Here is a 20,124-nt window from a genome sequence, read left to right on the forward strand (position 1 = left end):
ACCTTAAAGACAGCAAGTCTTAGCTGGCTTCACGTTTGTTGCGATCGCGGCGCAGGTTGGTCAGCTCTTCGGCAACCAAAAAGGCCAGTTCCAGCGATTGCGTCGCGTTCAGTCGCGGGTCGCACGCGGTGTGGTAACGATCCGAGAGGTCCTCTTCGGTCACGGCACGCACGCCGCCGGTGCATTCGGTCACGTCCAAACCGGTCATCTCGAAATGCACGCCGCCGGGAATGGTGCCTTCGGCCTGATGCACACCAAAGAAGTCACGCACTTCGCGCAGGACTGAATCAAACGGTCGGGTTTTGTAGCCCGTCGCCGACTTGATCGTGTTGCCGTGCATCGGGTCGCAGACCCATGTGACCTTGGCACCCTCTTCCTTGACGGCCTTGATCAGGCGCGGCAAGTGTTCACCTGCCTTGCCCGCACCAAAGCGCGCGATCAGGGTCAGGCGACCTTCCTCGTTTTCCGGGTTCAACTTGGACATTAGAACCTTGAGGTCTTCTGCCGTGGTCGAGGGACCACATTTCAGACCAATCGGGTTCAGGACGCCACGGCAGAATTCTACATGCGCCCCGTCCGGCTGACGGGTGCGGTCGCCGATCCAGATCATATGGCCCGAACCGGCCAGCCAGTTGCCAGAAGTGGAATCAAGACGGGTCAGCGCCTCTTCGTATTCCAGCAGCAGGCTTTCATGGCTGGTGTAGAACTCGACGGTTGAGAACTCGTGCGTGGTGTCCGCCGTGATCCCCGCCGCGCCCATGAAGTCGATAGTGTCCTGAATACGATCGGCGATTTCCGAGTATTTCTGCACGTCCTGAACATCGGTGAAGCCCAAAGTCCAGGAATGCACCATGCTCATATCGGCGAAACCACCGGTCGAGAAAGCGCGCAAAAGGTTCAGGGTCGCAGCCGCCTGAGTGTAGGCCTGCAGCATCTTGCCCGGATTCGGAATCCGTGCTTCGGGTGTGAAGGCCAGTTCGTTGATTATGTCACCGCGATAGCTGGGCAGCTCAACGCCATCCACCACCTCGGTCGGGGCGCTGCGCGGTTTGGCGAATTGGCCGGCCATGCGGCCCACTTTGACCACCGGCACCTTGGCGCCATAGGTCAGAACCATAGCCATCTGCAGCATCACCTTGAACGTGTCACGGATCGCATCCGCGCTGAATTGTTCAAAGCTTTCCGCACAATCCCCGCCCTGTAGCAGGAAGGCCTCGCCGCGACCTGCGGCACCCAAATGTTGCTTTAGACGCCGTGCTTCGCCCGCAAAGACCAGCGGGGGATACTGTGAAAGCTGCGCCTCGACCTTGGCCAGCGCGGCCGCGTCGGTATAGTCTGGCATTTGAACCCGGGGCTTGTTGCGCCAGTTCGTTTTTTGCCATTCAGTCATAGCTTTGATCTCCGCTGAAGTATTCAGGTTGCTTCTATACAAAATGCATTGAAGACTGACCATATACGATTTGGCCCTCTTGACGCAGCAAACAAGCTTTGGTCAAGGTGGCTGCCAAATCTGACGTCGGACAAAAAGTCCCCGGGCGCCGAATCAAGGACACCTCGCCATGCAAGAGCAACGCCAAGTTGTCACGGTGGAAGACACTGCGGCCAACTCCCGCAATTTTGTATTTGTCCTTTTGGACAAATTTTCTCTGCTGTCGTTTGCTTCGGCATTGGATAGCCTGCGCATAGCCAACCGTATGGCGGACAAAACGCTGTATACGTGGACATTGATGGGTGAAGGTGGCGAAACAGTCAGCTGTTCGGCCGGAACTACCTTTGCGCTAGATTCAGACTTGGTTGAGCTGCAGCGCGACGATGTTGTCATGATCTGCGGTGGGGTGGACGTTCAGGCGGCGACCACCAAGAAGGTGTTGAACTGGGTGCGCCGCGAGGCAAGGCGCGGCTTGCGCATCGGTGGCCTATGCACAGCGGCCTATACTTTGGCCAAGGCCGGGCTGTTGGATGGTAAACGCGCAACCATCCATTGGGAAAACTCCGACAGCTTTGTCGAGGAATTCGACGAGGTCGAACTGACCAAGTCCGTCTTTATCGTTGACGGCAACCGGATGACGACCGCAGGCGGCACGTCTTCCATCGACCTGCTGCTCAAAATCATTGCTGATGACTTCGGCGAGGATTTGGCGAATGCCGTTGCGGATCAGATGATCTATTCCTCGATCCGCACCGACCAAGACACCCAGCGTCTGTCGACGCCCACTCGGATTGGCGTGCGTCACCCGAAACTGAGCCAGGTCATCCTGATGATGGAAAAGAACATCGAGGAACCGATCTCACCCTCGATTCTGGCCAAGGATGTCGGCATGTCGACCCGGCAGCTGGAACGCTTGTTCCGTCGCTACCTGAGCCGTTCGCCCAAACGGTATTACATGGAGCTTCGTCTGCACAAGGCACGCAACCTGCTGATGCAAACGGATATGAGTGTGATCAACGTGGCACTGGCCTGCGGGTTTGCCTCGCCCAGCCACTTCTCAAAGTGTTACCGGGCGCATTACAACACGACGCCGTACCGCGAACGTGGGGCGCAGGGCGACCGGTTGTCTGTTTAGATCTCTAGAACATGTTGAATATGGCTATGGAATTGGTGTTCAAAGCAATATGAAGAACAGCCAAACCTTCGTCTCGCTCGTGTAAAAAAGCGTAAACGAAAATGATGTTGCCTTTGTCATTCCAGTAAGCGCGCATTTCTTGAAAATATCCGTTTTCAAGTTCTACGCGCTTAACGACATCTGCATTTGTCAAATAGTACGGTAATGCTTTTCGGAGTTGATTGTGAAAAGTCCTCACCTCCTGTGGTTCGATTTGCGATTCACTGGCCAATCTATTGATTGCATTATAAAAATCTCGATTTTTCATCTTCGCGTCAACAAATGACGCGTAGTCATCGTAAGAAGCAAACAAGCCGCCAGCAAATACCGGCACCGCGCTGATGCTCAGGAACACTGAAAGGATAATCCGAAACATTCAAACGCCTTAAAATTGAACCGTTCTAGGCTCCTTAGACTTAAGGCCACATCCTGTAAACCGCCCCCTCGCCGACCGAGATAAACCAGATCGACCCATCCGGGGCCTCGACTATGTCGCGTACCCGGATCGTTTCAGGGCCTTTGATCTGTTCGACCTCACGCAGCGGCGATCCCGCCAGCCGCGCGATATAGTCGAACTTGAGCGATCCGACAAAGATATTCCCTTTCCACTCCGGCCACAGCTCGCCGGAATAGACCATCAGACCCGAAGGCGCGATGGACGGGTCCCAATAGTGCTCTGGCTGCTCCATCCCCGGCTTCGCGGTGCCTTCGCCAATTTTGTCGCCAGAGTAATGAACGCCATAGGAAATGACCGGCCAACCGTAGTTTAATCCCGGCTGAACCAGATTGACCTCATCCCCACCTTTTGCCCCGTGTTCCGATATCCAAAGGCGGCCCCTTCCGTCCAAACCGGCCCCTTGCGGATTGCGATGACCATAGGACCAGATCTCAGGCCGCACGCTGCTTTCCTGAACAAAGGGATTGTCACCGGGAATCGATCCGTCACGGTTCACGCGGATCACAGTTCCATTATGGTTGGACCTGTCTTGCGCCTTGAGGCGTTCCCCCCTGTCACCGATCGTGACAAACAAAGTTCCGTCCTTAGCTTCCACCACGCGGGAACCGTAGTGGCGCCCTGATGAGCCACCCGGGACAGCCTCGAAGATCACACGCAGATTGGTCAGCCGATCACCGCGTTCAGACAATCGGGCCACCGCTAGGGCAGTTCCAGCACCGCCGCGCTGTGGTTTGGAAAAGGTCAGGAAAATCTCGCGTGTTTGGCTAAAATCGCTGGCGACCGTCACGTCCAACAAACCGCCCTGCCCTTTGGCCAAGACGTCGGGCACACCTTTGACGGATTTGGCTTTCCCATCCGCAACATAAAGCAGTTTGCCATCACGTTCGGTGACCAAAACCCCCTGGTTCGGCAAAATACCAATTGCCCACGGGGCATCCAAACCTTCGACCATCGGCGTCACTCGCACAGGGCCAGAAGAAGTTTGCAGTACGTCGGCACTGAGCAGCCCTGCCTTAAAGACAAGAAACAGAATCATGAAAAATCTCAACATTCAGCTCTCCATCTACTGCACCCAACCGCCAGGAAACGGGACAAACCCAACAAAACAATCAGAACTATAGGTGGCAACCACACAATTGCGTGAGGACTTTTCTTTTCCGGACAGCTTGCCTAGGGTCGTGCCCAGAACGAACACGTTCCAATTTGGGAGTAACCACATGAAAAAGCTGCTTACTGCAACTGCAGCAACCGCACTGTTGGCCGGCACCGCCATGGCCGAAGACGTTAAACTGGGCATTATGTTCGGCTTCACCGGCCCGATTGAATCGCTGTCGCCTGCGATGGCGTCGGGCGCTGAGTTGGCGATGAAAGAGGTCTCGGATTCCGGCAAACTGTTGGACGGATCCACCGTGACCCCCGTGCGTGCCGACACGGGCTGTGCTGACAACGCGCTGGCCACCTCAAACGCCGAACGCCTGGTTGCCGAAGGCATCAACGGCCTTGTCGGCGGCGACTGCTCGGGTGTCACCGGTGCCATTCTGCAAAACGTCGCCGTGCCAAACGGTTTGGTCATGATCTCGCCGTCGGCCACTTCGCCTGGCCTGTCGGTGATGGAAGATAACGGCCTGTTCTTCCGCACATCCCCTTCGGATGCGCGCGAAGGTGAAATCATGGCCGACATCCTGAAAGAGCGTGGCGTCAACTCGATCGCGCTGACCTATACCAACAACGACTACGGCAAGGGTCTGTCAGAGGCGATCAAGTCCTCGTTCGAGGCGCTGGGCGGTGAAGTGACCATCGTAGCCGCGCACGAAGACGGCAAAGCCGACTATTCGGCCGAAGTTGGCGCGCTGGCGTCTGCAGGTGGCGACATTCTGGTCGTTGCGGGCTATCTGGACCAGGGTGGTCTGGGCATCATCCAGTCCTCGCTGGACAGCGGCGCGTTCGACACCTTTGGTCTGCCGGGTGGCATGATCGGTGACTCACTGCCTGAAAACGTCGGTCCGGATCTGAATGGTTCCTATGGTCAGGCCCCAGGGTCGAAAAGCGAAGCCGCGGATGCGTTCTTTGCAATGGCCGAAGGCGAAGGCTTTGACGGCTCGTCCATCTTCGTGCCTGAATCCTATGACGCCGCCGCGCTGTTCCTGCTGGCCATGCAGGCGGCAGGTTCCAGCAACCCGGCAGACTATGGCGGCAAGATCATGGATGTTGCCAACGAACCGGGTGAAAAGATCTATCCAGGTGAGTTGGCCAAAGGTTTGGAACTGCTCGCAGCGGGCCAAGAGATCGACTATGTCGGTGCCTCGGGCGTTGAACTGATCGGCCCCGGTGAAAGCGCCGGTGCATACCGTGAAATCGAAGTCATCGACGGTGAGATGAAGACGGTTAACTACCGTTAAATCCTCATCTGACAGACCAAAACCGAACAGCCCGGGCCTTGTGTCCGGGCTGTTTCAGTGACAAAAGGCTGCACCTCTGTTTTCGGGGAAAAGGCAAGGGAAAACCATGATCGTCGTTGAGGACGTGCATAAGCATTTTAGCGGGTTCCACGCGGTGGACGGTGCTTCGCTGGAAATCCAAAAGGGTTCAATCACCGGCCTGATCGGACCGAACGGTGCGGGCAAAACCACCCTGTTCAACGTGATCGCGGGCGTGTTGCCGCCAACCAGCGGCAAGGTCTTGATGGATGGTGAAGATATCACCGGCCTGCCCCCGCATGAGCTGTTCCACAAAGGCCTACTGCGCACCTTCCAGATTGCGCATGAGTTCTCATCGATGACCTGTCGCGAAAACCTGATGATGGTGCCCGGCGCGCAATCGGGTGAATCGCTGTGGAACACCTGGTTTGGCCGCAAACGCATCGCCGACGAGGAACGCGCCCTGCGCGCCAAGGCCGACGAGGTATTGGAGTTCCTGACCATCGAACACCTGGCCGATCACAAGGCAGGTCAGGTTTCGGGCGGGCAAAAGAAACTGTTGGAGCTTGGCCGCACCATGATGGTCGACGCCAAGATCGTGTTTCTGGACGAGGTTGGCGCAGGCGTGAACCGCACCCTGCTGATGACCATCGGCGACACCATCCTGCGCTTGAACAAGGAACGCGGCTATACCTTTGTCGTCATCGAGCATGACATGGATTTCATCGGCAAAATCTGCGACCCGGTCATCTGCATGGCCGAGGGCAAGGTTCTGGCCGAGGGCACTCTGGACGAGATCAAGGCCAACGAACACGTGATCGAGGCTTATCTGGGCACCGGCCTGAAGAACAAAGACAAGCTGGAGGCCCAGACATGACCGCTGGCACGGGCGACAACCCCTATCAGGACGATCACGGCAACAAGGACGCCTCGATTGCCAATACCAAAGGCATTGGCACGATGACCCCTGCACATCCAACCAGCGGGGAAACCCACAAGGTCAGCGGCGGCCCCTTCCTGATCGGTGACACCATGACCGGTGGCTATGGCAAGGGTCCCGACATTCTGCACGACTGCACCATCGCCGTGGACAAGGGTGAGATTGCGGTGATCGTCGGCCCCAATGGCGCGGGCAAGTCCACGGCAATGAAAGCCGTGTTCGGCATGCTGGACGTCCGCGCGGGCGCGGTGCGGCTGGACGGAGAGGACATCACCAAGCTCTCACCCCAAGACCGCGTGATCAAGGGCATGGGGTTTGTGCCGCAAACCCAGAACATCTTCACGTCCATGACGGTTGAGGAGAACCTAGAAATGGGTGCCTTCATCCGCCGAGACGATATCAGCCAGACGATGGAGCAGGTCTATGACCTTTTCCCCATCCTCCGCGACAAACGCAATCAAGCAGCCGGAGAGCTGTCGGGCGGTCAACGTCAACAGGTCGCCGTAGGCCGCGCGCTGATGACCCAGCCCAAAGTGCTGATGCTGGACGAACCCACTGCCGGTGTTTCGCCCATCGTGATGGATGAACTGTTTGACCGGATCATCGAGGTCTCGCGCACCGGGCTGCCAATCCTGATGGTTGAACAGAATGCCCGTCAAGCGCTGGAGATTGCAGATAAGGGGTATGTTCTGGTTCAGGGGCGCAATGCTTATAGCGGCACGGGTAAGGAATTACTGGCTGATCCGGAAGTGCGGAAGAGTTTCTTAGGAGGTTGATGTTGTTAAAGCACTTCTCTTTCGCAACGTATTCAACCTTCTTATTGGCAATTGCTATGAGTTCTTCTGCATTTGCAGAAAAGGCAAGCGCTCCCAAGTTTCCAACTGCGAAAAATATTCAATGCAGTTTCGTAGAGAATTGCATCGTTAGGGAGCCTTTTCAGTCAGGGCAGCACTGCCGCAAGAGCAATTCGCGTATTTCTATTTCAGTGCCCGGGAACGACGGTTCGGTAGTTATAACAAGACCAAATGGAAGTCAGACTGTAGGCGTCGCACTGGAGTATCAAGCGCACGAACATGCTCCTTGGCTAGTAGTGTCTTCAGGCGACGGATATGGCTCTTCGCATGTTACTATAATGCCGAGTAATAATGCGATTTGGACTAGCCATCTGAAACTTGCAAGAAACGTGGCATTTACTAAATTCGGAACTTGTGAGGTCACCGAATAGTTGACTTCCTAAAGACCCTTGTGGCGCTCTCCAATTTCGTCCTTGTTCCCAAAATCGTTTAAGTTGGATATCCAAGTTTAGACGCATTGTTTTTGCATCGCTAACTTAAGGTTAAATTGCTGAGGTAGGAAAACAGGACTCTCTAATTTCAGCCCTGCTTTCGCCCCCAAAACATCCAACCTCAATCACCCAATCGGATCACCACAAGACCCGAAATCCTGCGCGGCATGCGGGCCTTTGATCGACATGTCGTAGTTCAGGTCCTCAAAATCCACGACAAAGGTCACGACGTCCTTGTCCATGATGTGAAGGAAGGTCAGCGAGTTCAGACCGGCAATGATCGTCGCTTCTCCGCGGATGTCATCTGTGACGATAAATCCCTTATCCGTGGCTCCGGACCTCGCCAAAGTCACCGCGCCACCAGTATTGTCCGACACGCAATTGACGACGAAATCCGCCCCGTCCAGAGGGTCGCTTGTGGCGGCTTGCGCCATTGCTGGCAAAACCGCGCTCAATATCACTGCTGCATAGATTTTCATGATGTACCTCCCATTAGTCAGCGCCCTTAAGCACAAGGCAAGGTCAACATTTAATTAAATAACTTCAATATTTTGTACGGTTCCCCTCACTTGTAGTTGATGCCCAGTGAAGTGCTGTGTTCACGTGCTAACGGCTCTTTGACACGGTTAAAACGAGCGCTTTCAGGCGACCAATTATGGCGAGAAAATGGCGTTCGCGGCTTCGCGCCACTGGTTGGATTAACAACCTCCAATAAAACGGTTTGTTCTCGGCTGGTTACTTCTTTCACGCACAGAATGGAAAAATCAGCCCGTTCAGAATTCCGCCTCGTCTCGGCTCAATTTCCGCCACGATCCGCGCCTAATCACGAACGCGCGAACAGCGGGAATCCTGATTGGATTCTCAAATATTTCGGGCGATTGCCCCCTTCAGGAGACATACTATGAAATATCTGGCTGCGCTTGCCGCCATCGTTCTGCCTGCGACCGCGCAGGCCGTGTCGCAAGCCCCCGCGCAAGGTGAATTTGTTTACGAGTGCCAGATTACCGAAACCTGCAACCCCGGTGGGTGCAATCCGCTTGAACCAGCCCGCCAGGTCGCGCTGAAACAGATCGAAGGGCAATCCAAAGGCTTGCTTTTGGCCGAGGGTCAAGAACATGAAGTCCTTGTGATCCCCAGCCTCGGCGCGCAGGAATTTCTACAAATTCTAAGCTACGGAAGTGTGGGATACACGGTAAATTCAGAGACCGGCCACCTTGAAGTTCGCGCCTCTGGCGGGCAACAGCGAAACGAACGCGGCGTCTGTACGCTCAAAAATTGACCAAATTTGCTGCCCCAAGAAGAGCAAAGCTAAACCAGCGGCGCGTCTGACGGGCACGGTCCTGTCCGGCGCGCATTGATTGCCCGAACGGAACGCTGCGAATATGCAGTTTTTCTTCGGAATCCGACCGTCCATAACCGTTGAAATATTGTGTCTTTGCGCGCGGGTATGCCATAAGGCCGCACCCGGCGGAATGAGAAGGTGAGATGGACATACTGAACGCGCTTGTCGCGCTTGCGAATTTTGTGTTGGTGCCTGCGATAGCTTATGGCAGCCAGCTGGCACTGGGGGCGTTGGGGGTCACGCTGATCTACGGCATCCTGCGGTTTTCCAACTTTGCCCACGGCGACACGATGGCCTTTGGCGCGATGATCGCCGTTCTGGTCACCTGGGGTCTGCAGGCCGTCGGGATCAGTTTTGGTCCGCTGCCGACTGCGCTGCTCGCCCTGCCCTTTGCCATATTGGGCTGTATCTTTCTGGTGCTGATCACCGACCGGCTGGTCTATCGGTTTTATCGAGAGCAAAAGGCCAAGCCAGTCATTCTGGTTATCGTGTCGATGGGCGTGATGTTCATCATGAACGGTCTGGTGCGGTTCATCATCGGCCCGAACGATCAGAGGTTTTCGGACGGTCAGCGTTTTGTGATCTCCGCACGCGAATTCAAGGCCATGACCGGTCTGAATGAGGGGCTCGCAATCAAGACATCTCAGGGCATTACCGTCATCGTTGCAGTTGTCGCCGTTGTGCTTTTGTTCTGGTTCCTCAACAAGACCCGCACCGGCAAGTCGATGCGTGCGTATTCGGATAACGAAGATCTGGCCCTACTGTCCGGCATCAACCCCGAGCGTGTGGTGATGATCACTTGGATCATCGTCGCGGCGCTAGCGACCACGGCCGGGGTGCTGTACGGGCTGGATAAGAGCTTTAAGCCCTTCGTTTATTTCCAATTGCTTCTGCCGATTTTTGCCTCTGCTATTGTCGGCGGGCTGGGCAGCCCTGTTGGTGCTATCGCAGGTGGGTTCATAATCGCCTTTTCCGAGGTCACCATCACTTACGCCTGGAAAAAGGTGCTGACTTATCTGGCACCGGAAAGCCTCGCCCCGTCAGGATTGGTGCAATTCCTGTCCACCGATTACAAATTCGCCGTCAGTTTTGTCATTCTGCTGATCGTGCTTCTGTTCAAACCTACGGGTCTGTTTAAGGGGAAAGCGGTATGACCGAGCCTGTCAAAAACACGCTGCTTTTCGCTGTTGTCGGCGGCCTGATCCTACTGACTGGATTCACGCAAAGCTGGAACGCCGCGATTTTGATCCTGAACATGGGGCTGATCTCGGCCATCATGGCGCTTGGGGTAAACCTGCAATGGGGGTTCGCCGGTTTGTTCAACGTCGGGGTCATGGGCTTTGTTGCGTTGGGCGGGCTTGCCGTTGTGCTGGTCTCGACCCCGACAACACCTGGCGCTTGGTCTGCCGGCGGTTTTGGTATTGTGCTGGCCCTACTGCTGGGCGCTGCAACCGTTGTGGCCACAGTTCTGGTCGCGCAGAAGATGCCTAAAGGGCGGGTTCGGACTTTGTCGATCATTGCCATTCTGGTCGTCGGCTTCTTTGTTTACCGTGCTGTCCTCGATCCCAATACCGCGGCGGTCGAGGCCATTGAACCGGCTGTTGCGGGAAACCTAGGCGGTCTGAATCTGCCTGTTCTGCTGGCCTGGCCCGCAGGTGGTTTGCTGGCGGCTGGCGCTGCGTGGCTGATCGGCAAAACCGCTCTGGGCTTGCGGTCGGACTATCTGGCCATCGCCACGCTGGGTATTGCCGAGATCATTATCGCAATACTGAAAAACGAGGACTGGTTGGCCCGGGGCGTCAAGAACGTCTACGGCATCCCGCGCCCTGCGCCGGTTGTTGGGTATGAGGTAGAGCTGCAGAATGACCCTGGCTTTGTCGCGCGCGCCGAGTGGTTGGGGCTGGATTCTGTCACGGCTTCGACGCTGGCGGTTAAGCTGGGCTATTCGTTTCTGTTCCTGATCGTTCTGCTGGTCCTGCTATGGATGGCGCAAAAAGCGCTGAACAGCCCATGGGGCCGCATGATGCGCGCCATTCGTGACAACGAGGTCGCGGCCGAGGCGATGGGCAAGGACGTGACCCGCCGCCACTTGCAGATCTTTGTGCTGGGCTCAGCCATCTGCGGTATTGCAGGCGCCATGATGACGACGCTGGACGGTCAGCTGACCCCCAGCGCGTATCAGCCATTGCGGTTTACATTCTTGGTCTGGGTAATGGTGATCGTCGGTGGATCGGGTAACAATTTCGGTGCGGTACTGGGCGCATTCGTGATCTGGTTCCTGTGGGTTCAGGTCGAACCTATCGGGCTGTGGCTGATGAACCTGATCACCGCTGGATTGCCTGATGGCAGTGCACTTAAGGCACATCTGATCGAAAGCGCCGCGCATATGCGCCTGCTGACCATGGGGTTGATCCTGCTGATTGTTCTCAGATTCAGTCCAAGGGGCTTGATCCCCGAGAAATAGATCACTTTCAGGGGAATATTCGGAACCGCGCCTCAAAATCGGCGCGGTTTCTTGATTCATGAACCGAACCTTAATAGACCGAATTATCGTTGGGCAGTTTCCGGACCTGCGCCAGATCGCCTTCACGGTTAATTAGTCAGTTGACGCTGATACTACAGGTCACCTCTCGAGAGTAAGAAGACGACACATGAAAACTTCGTTTATCCCAAAAATCCTTCTGTTGCCGATGATCGTCAGTCTGGCAGCTTGCATTCCTTCGCCCGAAGATTTGGAGACTGAGCCCGTTAAGGTTCAAACCGCCAAGGGTGAAGTGACCTGTCAGCTTTACCGTCATGACCGCGTCACTTGGGACCGCGCCATTGATTACCCGGCTACAAAAATGTCGGTGGCAGAAGCCGACGGCTATTGCCGGCAAGAAGGTCAGCGTCGCCTGAAATAATCGGATCCGCGCCGCGCGGTAAAATTTACTGCGCGGCGCAATGCTTCTACCTGGCCTTGAACAATCCGCCCAGAATTCCACGAACAATGCGGCGCCCGGTTGTTCCTTTTAGCTCTTTGATGACGGCCTCGCTCATTGCTGTAGCAAAGGTATCTTTCTGCCGCGTAACGCGAGAGGAAGATCGCCCGACCCGGCCACCGGAATAGCGCCTGGCCGTGGCAAACTCGCGTTCGGCGACAGATTGTGTTTCTTCTTGTTCTTCGGCTTTTGCGGCCGCCTGCGCAGCCTGATCAGCGCGTGCCTGTAGGATTTCAAAGGCCGATTTCCGATCCTTCAATGTGCCATATTTGGCCTGCATCGGTGACGCCGTCATGACCGCCTGACGCTCGGACGCGGTGATCGGGCCAAGTTGTGTTCCTGGTGGTCGGATCAGCGTCCGTTCAACAATACCTGGCACGCCCTTCTTCTGCAGCATCGACGTGACCGCTTCACCCACGCCAACCTCTCGGATTGCGGTTTCGGTATCAAAGGTCGGGTTTTCGCGATAGGTTTCGGCCGCCAAACGCAGGTTCTTGCGATCCCGCGCGGTAAAGGCCCGCAGTGCGTGCTGCACCCGATTGCCGAGCTGGCCCAGAATATCTTCGGGAATATCCGCCGGGTTTTGAGAAATGAAGTAGACGCCGACACCCTTGGATCGGATCAGCCGTGCGACCTGCTCTACCTTGTCGACCAAAACCTTGGGCGCATCTTCGAACAACAAATGGGCCTCATCAAAGAAGAACACCAGTTTGGGTTTGTCGGGGTCGCCAACCTCGGGCAATTCCTCGAACAGTTCACTCAACAACCACAGCAGGAAAGTCGCATAGAGACGCGGTGACCCCATCAGCTTATCCGAGGCCAGGATGTTCACCATCCCCTGCCCGTTTGCATCAGTACGCATCAAATCAGCCAATTCCAGCGCGGGTTCTCCGAACAAGTTGGTCCCGCCCTGGTTTTCCAACACCAACAACCGTCGCTGGATCGCCCCAATCGAAGCAGTCGAGACATTGCCATAGCGCAGCGACAACTGTGCGCGGTTCTCACCGATCCAGACAAGCAGGGCCTGCAGGTCCTTGAGATCCAGCAGCGGCATCCCTTCTTCATCCGCCACTCGGAAAGCAATGTTCAGAATACCTTCCTGCGCCTCGCTCAGGTCCATGAGCCGAGACAACAGCAATGGCCCCATTTCTGTAACGGTCGTTCGAACAGGATGGCCTTGTGCGCCGAACAGATCCCAGAATGTCACGGGGCATGCGGCATAGGTATAGTCCTGAAAGCCGATGCGCGTCGCGCGATCATGAAACGCCTGGTGCAGCTTGTGACTTTCACTGCCCGCCATTGCCAACCCGGACAAGTCGCCTTTGACATCGGAAAGAAACACCGGGACGCCCGCGGCCGAAAACCCCTCGGCCAGGATTTGCAATGTTACCGTTTTGCCGGTGCCCGTCGCCCCTGCGATCAGCCCGTGCCGGTTGGCATATTTAAGGGTCAGGTTTTGAGGCTGGCCATAGTCTTCACCCGCGCCGCCCAGAAAAATGTTTTTGTCCATGTAGGTAAGGCCTTAATTTCCACCGATCTGGGCCCAGCATACAAAGTTAACCTTTGACTGCGATAGTCATTTTGCTGCCCTTGCTGTCAGAGGTGGGGGGCGGCAAATTTCCTCCCTGTCGACTGACCGCGCCCTCGGGCGCGGTTTTTTTAAAGCAATGCTGGTTCTTCCATTAAAATTTCAGGTTTTCAGTTGACGCATGCGACCGCCTTTCGTAACGTCTGCGCATAACTAAGTCGGCCAGTCCGACGGGGAGAAAATTTTATGAAAGGGAGCCGCTCCACCGGCTCCCTTTCTTATTTGTTACATGCAGGTTTCAGGCGCCGGAAAACGGCAAAAACCTGACTACGGTCACCCATTTGTGCAGCTTAGTGCCTGACACGATGATCCAAGGATGATAGATGGGTCAAAAAGCTCAATCACATTGCCGAGGCATTCATGATCAAGAACACTCTATCTCTCAGCCTTGTGGCCGCTGCGCTTTGCACAGGCGCAGTTTACGCACAAGAGTCACAACCCGAAAACGAAGTGCCGCAGACAGAAGCCGGGTCCGAGCTTGACCTGGGCGAAACTGGCCCCCGGGTTGGCGAACAATACGTCAAAGAAGAATTTGGCGATTGGAACCTGACCTGTCTGAAATTGGAGAACGGCGATGATCCCTGCCTGCTGCGACAGATCCTGTCAGGACCGGAAGGCCAGCCGATCGCCGAGATTACCATCGAGAAACTGCCGGAAGGTGTAACTGCCGTAGGTGCCGCCAGTGTTACCGTTCCATTGGAGACAACGCTGCAGGCACAAATTGCCATGTCGATCGACGGCGCACCGGGTAAACGCTATAACTATCATCACTGCAACCCGGTCGGATGCGTGGCTCAGCTTGGCTTTGCCCAGAATGATATCGATGCCATGAAGGCCGGAACGACCGCGACCCTTTCATGGGTTTCAGTCGTTGCGCCTCAGCAGTTGCAGCAAGCCGAAATTTCTTTGGCTGGTTTCACCAAAGGGTTCGAAATACTGGTTCCCTTCCGGAGGTAATCGATCAAACGAATATCGCCGTTGGAGTCATTCAGCGGCGGTATTTTCCTGAGCTTCAGACCCGTTTCAGAGCCAAAACTGCGTTCAACCCGCCAAAGGCAAAAGCATTACTAAGCGCAACATCGACCTTCGCATCTCGTGCCTCGTTTGGCACCACGTCCAATGCGCATTCGGGATCTGGTTCTTCATAACCGATGGTTGGGGCGATCACCCCGTCGCGCAACGCCATGATGCATGCCAGCAACTCGACCGCGCCTGTACCACCAATCAAATGCCCGTGCATGGATTTCGTGGACGATATCATCAGGTCGTCCGCATGCGGCCCGAACACACCGGCCACTGCCGCGCATTCGGTTTTGTCATTCGCCGCAGTGCCTGTCCCATGCGCATTGATATACCCGACCTGATCCGCATTCAGGCGCGCATCGGTCAGCGCACCGGACATAGCCCGTGCCGCACCCTGTTTGCTGGGCATCACGATGTCAGACGCATCCGAGGACATGGCAAAGCCGACAACCTCACACAGGATATCGGCCCCTCGTGCGCGCGCATGTTCGTATTCTTCAAAGACAAAAACCCCAGCGCCTTCGCCCTGCACCATTCCATTGCGATTGGCGCTGAACGGACGGCAAGCGTCCTTGGACATCACGCGCAGACCTTCCCAGGCTTTGACACCGCCGAAACACAACATGGATTCTGATCCACCCGTGATCATTGCAGGTGCGGCGCCGCTGCGGACCATCTGAAACGCCAATGCCATCGCGTGATTGGATGAGGCGCAAGCGGTAGAAACCGTAAAACTTGGTCCCTTCAGGTTATGTTCCATAGAAACATGGCTGGCCGCCGCGTTGTTCATCAGTTTCGGCACCACAAACGGGTGAACCCGGTTCTTACCGTCTTCATAGACCGAACGGTAATTGTCGTCCCAGGTAGACACGCCACCGCCGGCGGTGCCCAGAACGACACCGGATCGGGCCGCCAGATCGCCGTGAAACTCGATCCCGGATTGGTCAATTGCCTCTTTCGCGGCTATCAGCGTGAATTGCGTGAAGCGATCGTAAAGGCTCATCTGTTGGCGATTAAACCGCCCTTCGGCCTCGAACCCGCGCACTTGGCCGCCGATTTTGATCGAAAGCCGTTCAACATCGCGGAATTCCAGTTGCGAGATACCACAACGCCCTTCGCGCATAGCCTCAAGCGTATCAGGGACGGAATGACCCAACGAATTGATCGTCCCGGCCCCGGAAATGACAACGCGTTTCATAATTTCAGGTCAGACCTTTTCCGACACAAGCTTTTCGATCCCGGCAATGATCGCTGCCACGTTTGAGATGTCGAAATCGCTGGCTTGTGGTTCATTCGCGTTGAATGGGACCGAGATATCGAACTCTTCCTCGATGGCGAAAATGCTCTCGACCAGGCCCAGGCTGTCGATACCCAGATCCTCAAGCGTACTTTCGGGCGTGACGTCCGAAGGCTCCAGCACGGCCTGCTCAGCAATGATTGCGATGACGCGGTCGGTGATGCTCATGTCGGTCCTCTGATTATCCCGTTGCGGATGATTTAATCGCTCGGGGGCTGTTTGAAAACAGCCTTTTTCAACGCCTCGACGTCACGTGCCATGCGGGGCAAGCGACGTTGCGCTTTATAAATGTCAGTATGGGTTTCCATTTTGATCCCAGGATATCCCATGATGACCCGACCCGCAGGAACATTGGACAGGATTTTGGTGCCACCCCCTGCTATCACGCCATTGCCGATAAAGATATTGTCGACCACGCCGGATTGACCGCCCAAAACCACATTATTGCCGATCTCGACCGAGCCGGACACGCCGGTCTGACCGCACAGCAGACAATCCTGCCCTACACGGGTGTTGTGGCCTACATGCACTAGGTTATCCAGTTTTGACCCGTCACCAATGCAGGTATTCCGGATTGTTCCATTGTCGACTGTGCAATTGGCACCGACCTCAACGTCATCTCCGATCTCAACTGCGCCCAGTGAGTGAATACGCAGCCAGCTTTGCGCCCGCGCATCGCCCTTGTCGCCCATGGTTTTGCGGACGTTTTCAACATCCGAGACCTCAGGCGTAACAAAGCTGAACCCGTCGCCCCCAATACGTGCGCCGGGTTGGGCAATGAAACGATCTCCAATCTGCGCCCGTGCCCCGATGCTGACCATCTCGCGCAGCACGGCGTTTTCGCCCAGCACCGCGTCCATCCCGATCACGCAATGCGGCCCGATAACCGCGCCTTTACCGATACAAACCCGCGCGCCGATAACGGCCAAGGGGCCAATGGCCGCATCTTCTGCGATCTCTGCGGTTGGGTCGATGACGGCCGAAGGGTGAATACCAGGCTCGACGCCCTGCCCGCGATCCAGCATTGCAGTGATCCCGGCCATTGCCATGCGCGGACGGGGCACAAATATGGCGGCTTCCAGCCCCAGCGATTGCCAATCAGCGCCCTCCCACAAAACGGCGGCCCGCGCCGACCCGTTGCTCAGCGCTTCGGCATATTTCGGAGACATCGCCATCGCCAGATCAGATGCCACCGCATCGCCCGGCTCAGCGGCCCGTTCGACGATCAGATCTGTATCGCCCTGGCTTTCAGCTCCGAGGGAGTCGGCGATTTGCTGGATGGTGTAGTGCATATCGGGCTTCCTAATTTAAGGATCTGCCCTGCTGATTACCCCTGAACGTCCGGCAGGGCCACCCCTGCTTTCTGCAAGGCCTCCCAGATTTTCCGATCACGGTCATAGACATCCCGGCGATACTGAACCTGACCCTTGGGGCCGATATAAGCCGTGCGATAGATCAGGTGAACCGGAACATGCTGTTCCAATTGCACCGTGGTTTCCTTACCCGTAGCCAGAACACGCTGGAAAAAAGCCTTAGGGTTTTCTTCCTGCTTGGCCAACAGCGCATAGGCGAAATCAAACGGATCTGCCAAGCGGATACATCCATGCGAGAACGCGCGCACCTCACGGGAAAACAGACTTTTCTGAGGCGTATCATGCAGATAGATGTTGTACTTGTTGGGGAACATGAACTTCACCAGCCCCAGCGCGTTGCTTTTGCTGGGTGGCTGGCGCATCGCAAATGGGAAGTTCCGCGCGTTGAATTGAGTGAAATCCACCGCCCCACGATTGACCTGCCGACCGCTGCGGTCGGTGATCTGGATATGACCAACGGCGTTGGGGTTTGATTGCAGTTGGGGTAGGTATTCCTTGGTGATGATCGAGCGCGGCACATACCAGCTGGGGTTGATGACCATATGCTCCATCTCGTCCGAGAACTCGGGGCTGCGGCGGTCATGTGTATTCTTGCCGATCACCGCGCGCGTTTCGAACGTGACCAAACCGTCATCCACGATCTTGGCCGAGAAATCAGCCTGATTCACCAAAATGTGCCGCTCACCCCGTTCGCGCGGCAACCAGCGCTCACGCTCCAACGCGACATAGACAGCCTTTAGACGGTCTGAGGCACTGCGGTTCAGCTCAGAAATCGTACCTTGACCGGCTACACCATCCGGCGCAAGACCATGATCTGTCTGGAATGCCTGCACGGCACCCAACAAAGCCCCATCGAAATCCGGGCTGGCCGTCGGACGCAGATATCCCATGGAAACCAAACGGTTCCGCAGTTTTATTACATTGGGCCCGGCGTCGCCATATTCCAACTTGGCGACAGGAACTGTCGCGCCCCAACCACCTTGATGGATGAGGTCCTGCAACACCAGTTTCTGCTTCATCAACGCCCGGTACTGGGTTGTTTGCGGGGCCAATTGGTCGAAATACGAGCCATTTTCCCCTGCGATCAGCCCCTGCAAGTGTTCCTTTGTCGATGTCCTTTGAACCTTGCGCACCAACCCATCATCAATCTGGGATGGGCGCAGCGCACCCGACTGAAGATTGCGCGCATATTCAGCGAAGGCACGGCTCAGACTGATCTCAACAGCACCCAGATCGCGCGTCGTACGCGCCTGCTGCATCTGTTCCACAAGGGATTGGACGCTGTCCGAACCCTGCGGCAATCCATGCATATCGGTCGAAGACAAAGCCTGGATCAAACGTGCGCGGCGCGCCGAGTGTAGCGGCGTTTCGCCAACCCAGACCGGGGCAAAGCCATTCTCACGATAAAACTCGGCGATTCCTGACCCCGAGGGCGCAAATTCGGCGACAGCCATCTGAAACGCCGTCGCTGGCCGGGTGTCTGCATTCACTACGGAAGCCGAAGCCAGAAAACATGCGGTGAAAAAAATACCAGAACGGGTCCGAATACCTGAGAACATTGGATGGCCTTGATTATTCATTAATTTACGCAGCAGAAATGCGCGCGGATCAAATATGGTTACGCCTTGGGCGCGTTGTCTATTCACAAACGTATCAACCTGGCGCATCTTTCGGTGCGTGATGCGTCTTTGCATCGCCCAGCGGAAATGCGCCGCCAAATGTCTCAATATTATACATATTCGCATCACCTGCGCAAAAAACTGCCGAAAATTCCCCCTTGAATTGATGAATCCGAAAGACTTCTTGGCGGACAAAACCGACTGTGTCATAAATCCCGCATCTGGGATGGGAAAAAATTAATATCGCGCGCGTAACATCGTGTGCAGGCAGGAACAGTACGGGACGAAACTGAAATGACGATGAGCAGTACATCGGGCTTGACCCGGCGTGCCCTTCTGGGCGCATTTGCAGCTACGGCAGTTGTGGCAGCACCGACCTATTCCAATGCAGCAGGTTTCCTTCGAGGCGGCGGCGATATCCGCCGTATTCGTATGTATTCCGGTCGCACCGGCGAACGGATTGATATGATATATTGGGTCGACGGAAAATACATCAAGGACGCTGTCAAAGAAGTGAACCACTTCATGCGTGACTGGCGGACCGATCAGAGCAAAGACATGGATCTGCGCACGATCGACATCATGGCTGCATCGCATAACCTTCTGGACGTAAATGAGCCCTATATGCTGCTGTCCGGCTATCGTTCTCCGCAAACCAACGCAATGCTTCGGTCCCGCTCCCGTCGGGTTGCCAAGAACTCGTTGCACATGAAAGGCCAAGCGGCTGACCTGCGCCTGTCGTCGCGTTCAGTGTCGCAAATGGCCAAGGCTGCAATGTCCTGCCGCGCTGGAGGAGTGGGTAAGTACTCTCGCTCGAATTTCGTCCATATGGACTGCGGTGAGGTCCGCAGCTGGGGCGGCTAAGACTTCCAAAATCTTAAAAAACAACGAGCGCCTCTGGGCGCTCTTTGTTTTTAAGTAGCCTAGAATTATTCCTTGTGAATAGGACAGCTCAACCTCGATGGACTGCGTTCCATCGACCAGATATTTTCGCTTACCGGACCGTATCAGAACCAGTCATCATAGCGTCAAATAAAGGACGCACTCTCCAATATAAGACACTCAGAATAACTGCTAATGCGAGATGGTATGGCGCACCTGAGAGGATTCGAACCTCTGGCCTCTGCCTTCGGAGGGCAGCGCTCTATCCAGCTGAGCTACAGGTGCCTTGGCCGTTAGCTATCCTTGTTCCGATCCGG

19 protein-coding genes and 1 tRNA gene are annotated in these 20,124 nt (G+C 55.8%); 10 read left to right on the top strand and 10 right to left on the bottom strand.

What is annotated here, in order from left to right:
- Positions 1 to 19: 19 nt before the first annotated feature.
- Complete coding sequence (locus tag AB1A64_RS04235; RefSeq protein WP_366550288.1) at positions 20 to 1,390, bottom strand: class II 3-deoxy-7-phosphoheptulonate synthase; 1,371 nt, start codon at positions 1,388 to 1,390, stop codon at positions 20 to 22.
- Between the two features lie 169 nt (positions 1,391 to 1,559).
- Here AB1A64_RS04235 and AB1A64_RS04240 point away from each other — a divergent pair, with 169 nt between their 5' ends.
- On the top strand, positions 1,560 to 2,564 hold the full coding sequence (locus AB1A64_RS04240) for a GlxA family transcriptional regulator (RefSeq protein WP_170348726.1): 1,005 nt from the start codon (positions 1,560 to 1,562) through the stop codon (positions 2,562 to 2,564).
- Between the two features lie 4 nt (positions 2,565 to 2,568).
- Here the strand turns inward: AB1A64_RS04240 and AB1A64_RS04245 are convergent, their stop codons facing one another.
- Complete coding sequence (locus AB1A64_RS04245; protein ID WP_366550289.1) at positions 2,569 to 2,979, bottom strand: hypothetical protein; 411 nt, start codon at positions 2,977 to 2,979, stop codon at positions 2,569 to 2,571.
- Positions 2,980 to 3,019: 40 nt separating this feature from the next.
- Positions 3,020 to 4,111, bottom strand: a complete 1,092-nt coding sequence (locus AB1A64_RS04250; RefSeq protein WP_366550290.1) for a PQQ-dependent sugar dehydrogenase — start codon at positions 4,109 to 4,111, stop codon at positions 3,020 to 3,022.
- A gap of 166 nt (positions 4,112 to 4,277) precedes the next feature.
- On the opposite strand from AB1A64_RS04250, the gene AB1A64_RS04255 reads away from it, so the two are divergent.
- The 3 genes from AB1A64_RS04255 to AB1A64_RS04265 all read left to right on the top strand — a co-directional run bounded on the left by AB1A64_RS04255 (position 4,278) and on the right by AB1A64_RS04265 (position 7,193).
- Positions 4,278 to 5,459 carry an ABC transporter substrate-binding protein gene (locus AB1A64_RS04255; protein ID WP_366550291.1) on the top strand — a complete coding sequence of 394 codons (1,182 nt, stop codon included), beginning with the start codon at positions 4,278 to 4,280 and terminating at the stop codon, positions 5,457 to 5,459.
- Between the two features lie 106 nt (positions 5,460 to 5,565).
- The gene (locus AB1A64_RS04260; protein WP_366550292.1) at positions 5,566 to 6,354 is read left to right on the top strand and encodes an ABC transporter ATP-binding protein; all 789 of its coding nucleotides are present in this window, start codon (positions 5,566 to 5,568) and stop codon (positions 6,352 to 6,354) included.
- Positions 6,351 to 7,193 (top strand): ABC transporter ATP-binding protein, encoded by an 843-nt coding sequence (locus tag AB1A64_RS04265; RefSeq protein ID WP_366550293.1) that lies wholly within the window; start codon positions 6,351 to 6,353, stop codon positions 7,191 to 7,193. Before AB1A64_RS04260 ends, AB1A64_RS04265 begins: the two co-directional genes overlap by 4 nt.
- Before the next feature lie 634 nt (positions 7,194 to 7,827).
- On the opposite strand, the gene AB1A64_RS04270 is transcribed toward AB1A64_RS04265, so the two are convergent.
- Positions 7,828 to 8,181, bottom strand: coding sequence for a hypothetical protein (locus AB1A64_RS04270; protein ID WP_366550294.1), 354 nt, complete (start codon positions 8,179 to 8,181; stop codon positions 7,828 to 7,830).
- 422 nt (positions 8,182 to 8,603) lie between these two features.
- On the opposite strand from AB1A64_RS04270, the gene AB1A64_RS04275 reads away from it, so the two are divergent.
- The 4 genes from AB1A64_RS04275 (at position 8,604) to AB1A64_RS04290 (ending at position 11,947) form a co-directional block, all read left to right on the top strand.
- On the top strand, positions 8,604 to 8,981 hold the full coding sequence (locus AB1A64_RS04275) for a hypothetical protein (protein WP_366550295.1): 378 nt from the start codon (positions 8,604 to 8,606) through the stop codon (positions 8,979 to 8,981).
- Positions 8,982 to 9,187: 206 nt separating this feature from the next.
- The gene (locus tag AB1A64_RS04280) at positions 9,188 to 10,198 is read left to right on the top strand and encodes a branched-chain amino acid ABC transporter permease (RefSeq protein WP_366550296.1); all 1,011 of its coding nucleotides are present in this window, start codon (positions 9,188 to 9,190) and stop codon (positions 10,196 to 10,198) included.
- Positions 10,195 to 11,508 (top strand): branched-chain amino acid ABC transporter permease, encoded by a 1,314-nt coding sequence (locus AB1A64_RS04285; RefSeq protein ID WP_366550297.1) that lies wholly within the window; start codon positions 10,195 to 10,197, stop codon positions 11,506 to 11,508. The genes AB1A64_RS04280 and AB1A64_RS04285 overlap by 4 nt, the downstream gene beginning before the upstream one ends.
- A gap of 187 nt (positions 11,509 to 11,695) precedes the next feature.
- The gene (locus tag AB1A64_RS04290) at positions 11,696 to 11,947 is read left to right on the top strand and encodes a hypothetical protein (protein ID WP_366550298.1); all 252 of its coding nucleotides are present in this window, start codon (positions 11,696 to 11,698) and stop codon (positions 11,945 to 11,947) included.
- 46 nt (positions 11,948 to 11,993) lie between these two features.
- On the opposite strand, the gene AB1A64_RS04295 is transcribed toward AB1A64_RS04290, so the two are convergent.
- Positions 11,994 to 13,535, bottom strand: a complete 1,542-nt coding sequence (locus AB1A64_RS04295; protein ID WP_366550299.1) for a helicase HerA-like domain-containing protein — start codon at positions 13,533 to 13,535, stop codon at positions 11,994 to 11,996.
- 438 nt (positions 13,536 to 13,973) lie between these two features.
- Between AB1A64_RS04295 and AB1A64_RS04300 the strand changes: the two genes are divergently transcribed.
- Positions 13,974 to 14,570, top strand: coding sequence for an invasion associated locus B family protein (locus AB1A64_RS04300; protein WP_366550300.1), 597 nt, complete (start codon positions 13,974 to 13,976; stop codon positions 14,568 to 14,570).
- Between the two features lie 55 nt (positions 14,571 to 14,625).
- Here AB1A64_RS04300 and AB1A64_RS04305 read toward each other — a convergent pair whose 3' ends face one another.
- The 4 genes from AB1A64_RS04305 to AB1A64_RS04320 are packed head-to-tail and all read right to left on the bottom strand — an operon-like array spanning position 14,626 to position 18,865.
- Entirely contained in the window at positions 14,626 to 15,834 is a 1,209-nt protein-coding gene (locus AB1A64_RS04305; RefSeq protein WP_366550301.1) for a beta-ketoacyl-[acyl-carrier-protein] synthase family protein, read from the bottom strand.
- Between the two features lie 9 nt (positions 15,835 to 15,843).
- Complete coding sequence (locus AB1A64_RS04310) at positions 15,844 to 16,101, bottom strand: acyl carrier protein (protein WP_170348740.1); 258 nt, start codon at positions 16,099 to 16,101, stop codon at positions 15,844 to 15,846.
- A gap of 32 nt (positions 16,102 to 16,133) precedes the next feature.
- Complete coding sequence (lpxD, locus tag AB1A64_RS04315) at positions 16,134 to 17,225, bottom strand: UDP-3-O-(3-hydroxymyristoyl)glucosamine N-acyltransferase (protein WP_366550302.1); 1,092 nt, start codon at positions 17,223 to 17,225, stop codon at positions 16,134 to 16,136.
- A 35-nt stretch (positions 17,226 to 17,260) separates the two neighbouring features.
- The gene (locus tag AB1A64_RS04320; protein ID WP_366550303.1) at positions 17,261 to 18,865 is read right to left on the bottom strand and encodes a L,D-transpeptidase family protein; all 1,605 of its coding nucleotides are present in this window, start codon (positions 18,863 to 18,865) and stop codon (positions 17,261 to 17,263) included.
- Positions 18,866 to 19,219: 354 nt separating this feature from the next.
- Here AB1A64_RS04320 and AB1A64_RS04325 point away from each other — a divergent pair, with 354 nt between their 5' ends.
- A complete protein-coding gene (locus AB1A64_RS04325) occupies positions 19,220 to 19,789 on the top strand; it encodes a DUF882 domain-containing protein (RefSeq protein WP_170348744.1) in 570 nt (189 codons plus the stop codon).
- 226 nt (positions 19,790 to 20,015) lie between these two features.
- On the opposite strand, the gene AB1A64_RS04330 is transcribed toward AB1A64_RS04325, so the two are convergent.
- Positions 20,016 to 20,092 (bottom strand) — tRNA-Arg (locus AB1A64_RS04330).
- Positions 20,093 to 20,124 lie beyond the last annotated feature (32 nt).

This window comes from Ruegeria sp. ANG10, assembly GCF_040705255.1.
Classification (GTDB): Bacteria; Pseudomonadota; Alphaproteobacteria; order Rhodobacterales; family Rhodobacteraceae; genus Ruegeria.

Coding starts and splice junctions, on each gene's coding strand:
- AB1A64_RS04235 (WP_366550288.1), bottom strand. CDS start 1,390: ATGACTGAATGGCAAAAAACGAACTGGCGCAACAAGCCCCGGGTTCAA.
- AB1A64_RS04240 (WP_170348726.1), top strand. CDS start 1,560: ATGCAAGAGCAACGCCAAGTTGTCACGGTGGAAGACACTGCGGCCAAC.
- AB1A64_RS04245 (WP_366550289.1), bottom strand. CDS start 2,979: ATGTTTCGGATTATCCTTTCAGTGTTCCTGAGCATCAGCGCGGTGCCG.
- AB1A64_RS04250 (WP_366550290.1), bottom strand. CDS start 4,111: ATGTTGAGATTTTTCATGATTCTGTTTCTTGTCTTTAAGGCAGGGCTG.
- AB1A64_RS04255 (WP_366550291.1), top strand. CDS start 4,278: ATGAAAAAGCTGCTTACTGCAACTGCAGCAACCGCACTGTTGGCCGGC.
- AB1A64_RS04260 (WP_366550292.1), top strand. CDS start 5,566: ATGATCGTCGTTGAGGACGTGCATAAGCATTTTAGCGGGTTCCACGCG.
- AB1A64_RS04265 (WP_366550293.1), top strand. CDS start 6,351: ATGACCGCTGGCACGGGCGACAACCCCTATCAGGACGATCACGGCAAC.
- AB1A64_RS04270 (WP_366550294.1), bottom strand. CDS start 8,181: ATGAAAATCTATGCAGCAGTGATATTGAGCGCGGTTTTGCCAGCAATG.
- AB1A64_RS04275 (WP_366550295.1), top strand. CDS start 8,604: ATGAAATATCTGGCTGCGCTTGCCGCCATCGTTCTGCCTGCGACCGCG.
- AB1A64_RS04280 (WP_366550296.1), top strand. CDS start 9,188: ATGGACATACTGAACGCGCTTGTCGCGCTTGCGAATTTTGTGTTGGTG.
- AB1A64_RS04285 (WP_366550297.1), top strand. CDS start 10,195: ATGACCGAGCCTGTCAAAAACACGCTGCTTTTCGCTGTTGTCGGCGGC.
- AB1A64_RS04290 (WP_366550298.1), top strand. CDS start 11,696: ATGAAAACTTCGTTTATCCCAAAAATCCTTCTGTTGCCGATGATCGTC.
- AB1A64_RS04295 (WP_366550299.1), bottom strand. CDS start 13,535: ATGGACAAAAACATTTTTCTGGGCGGCGCGGGTGAAGACTATGGCCAG.
- AB1A64_RS04300 (WP_366550300.1), top strand. CDS start 13,974: ATGATCAAGAACACTCTATCTCTCAGCCTTGTGGCCGCTGCGCTTTGC.
- AB1A64_RS04305 (WP_366550301.1), bottom strand. CDS start 15,834: ATGAAACGCGTTGTCATTTCCGGGGCCGGGACGATCAATTCGTTGGGT.
- AB1A64_RS04310 (WP_170348740.1), bottom strand. CDS start 16,101: ATGAGCATCACCGACCGCGTCATCGCAATCATTGCTGAGCAGGCCGTG.
- lpxD (WP_366550302.1), bottom strand. CDS start 17,225: ATGCACTACACCATCCAGCAAATCGCCGACTCCCTCGGAGCTGAAAGC.
- AB1A64_RS04320 (WP_366550303.1), bottom strand. CDS start 18,865: ATGTTCTCAGGTATTCGGACCCGTTCTGGTATTTTTTTCACCGCATGT.
- AB1A64_RS04325 (WP_170348744.1), top strand. CDS start 19,220: ATGACGATGAGCAGTACATCGGGCTTGACCCGGCGTGCCCTTCTGGGC.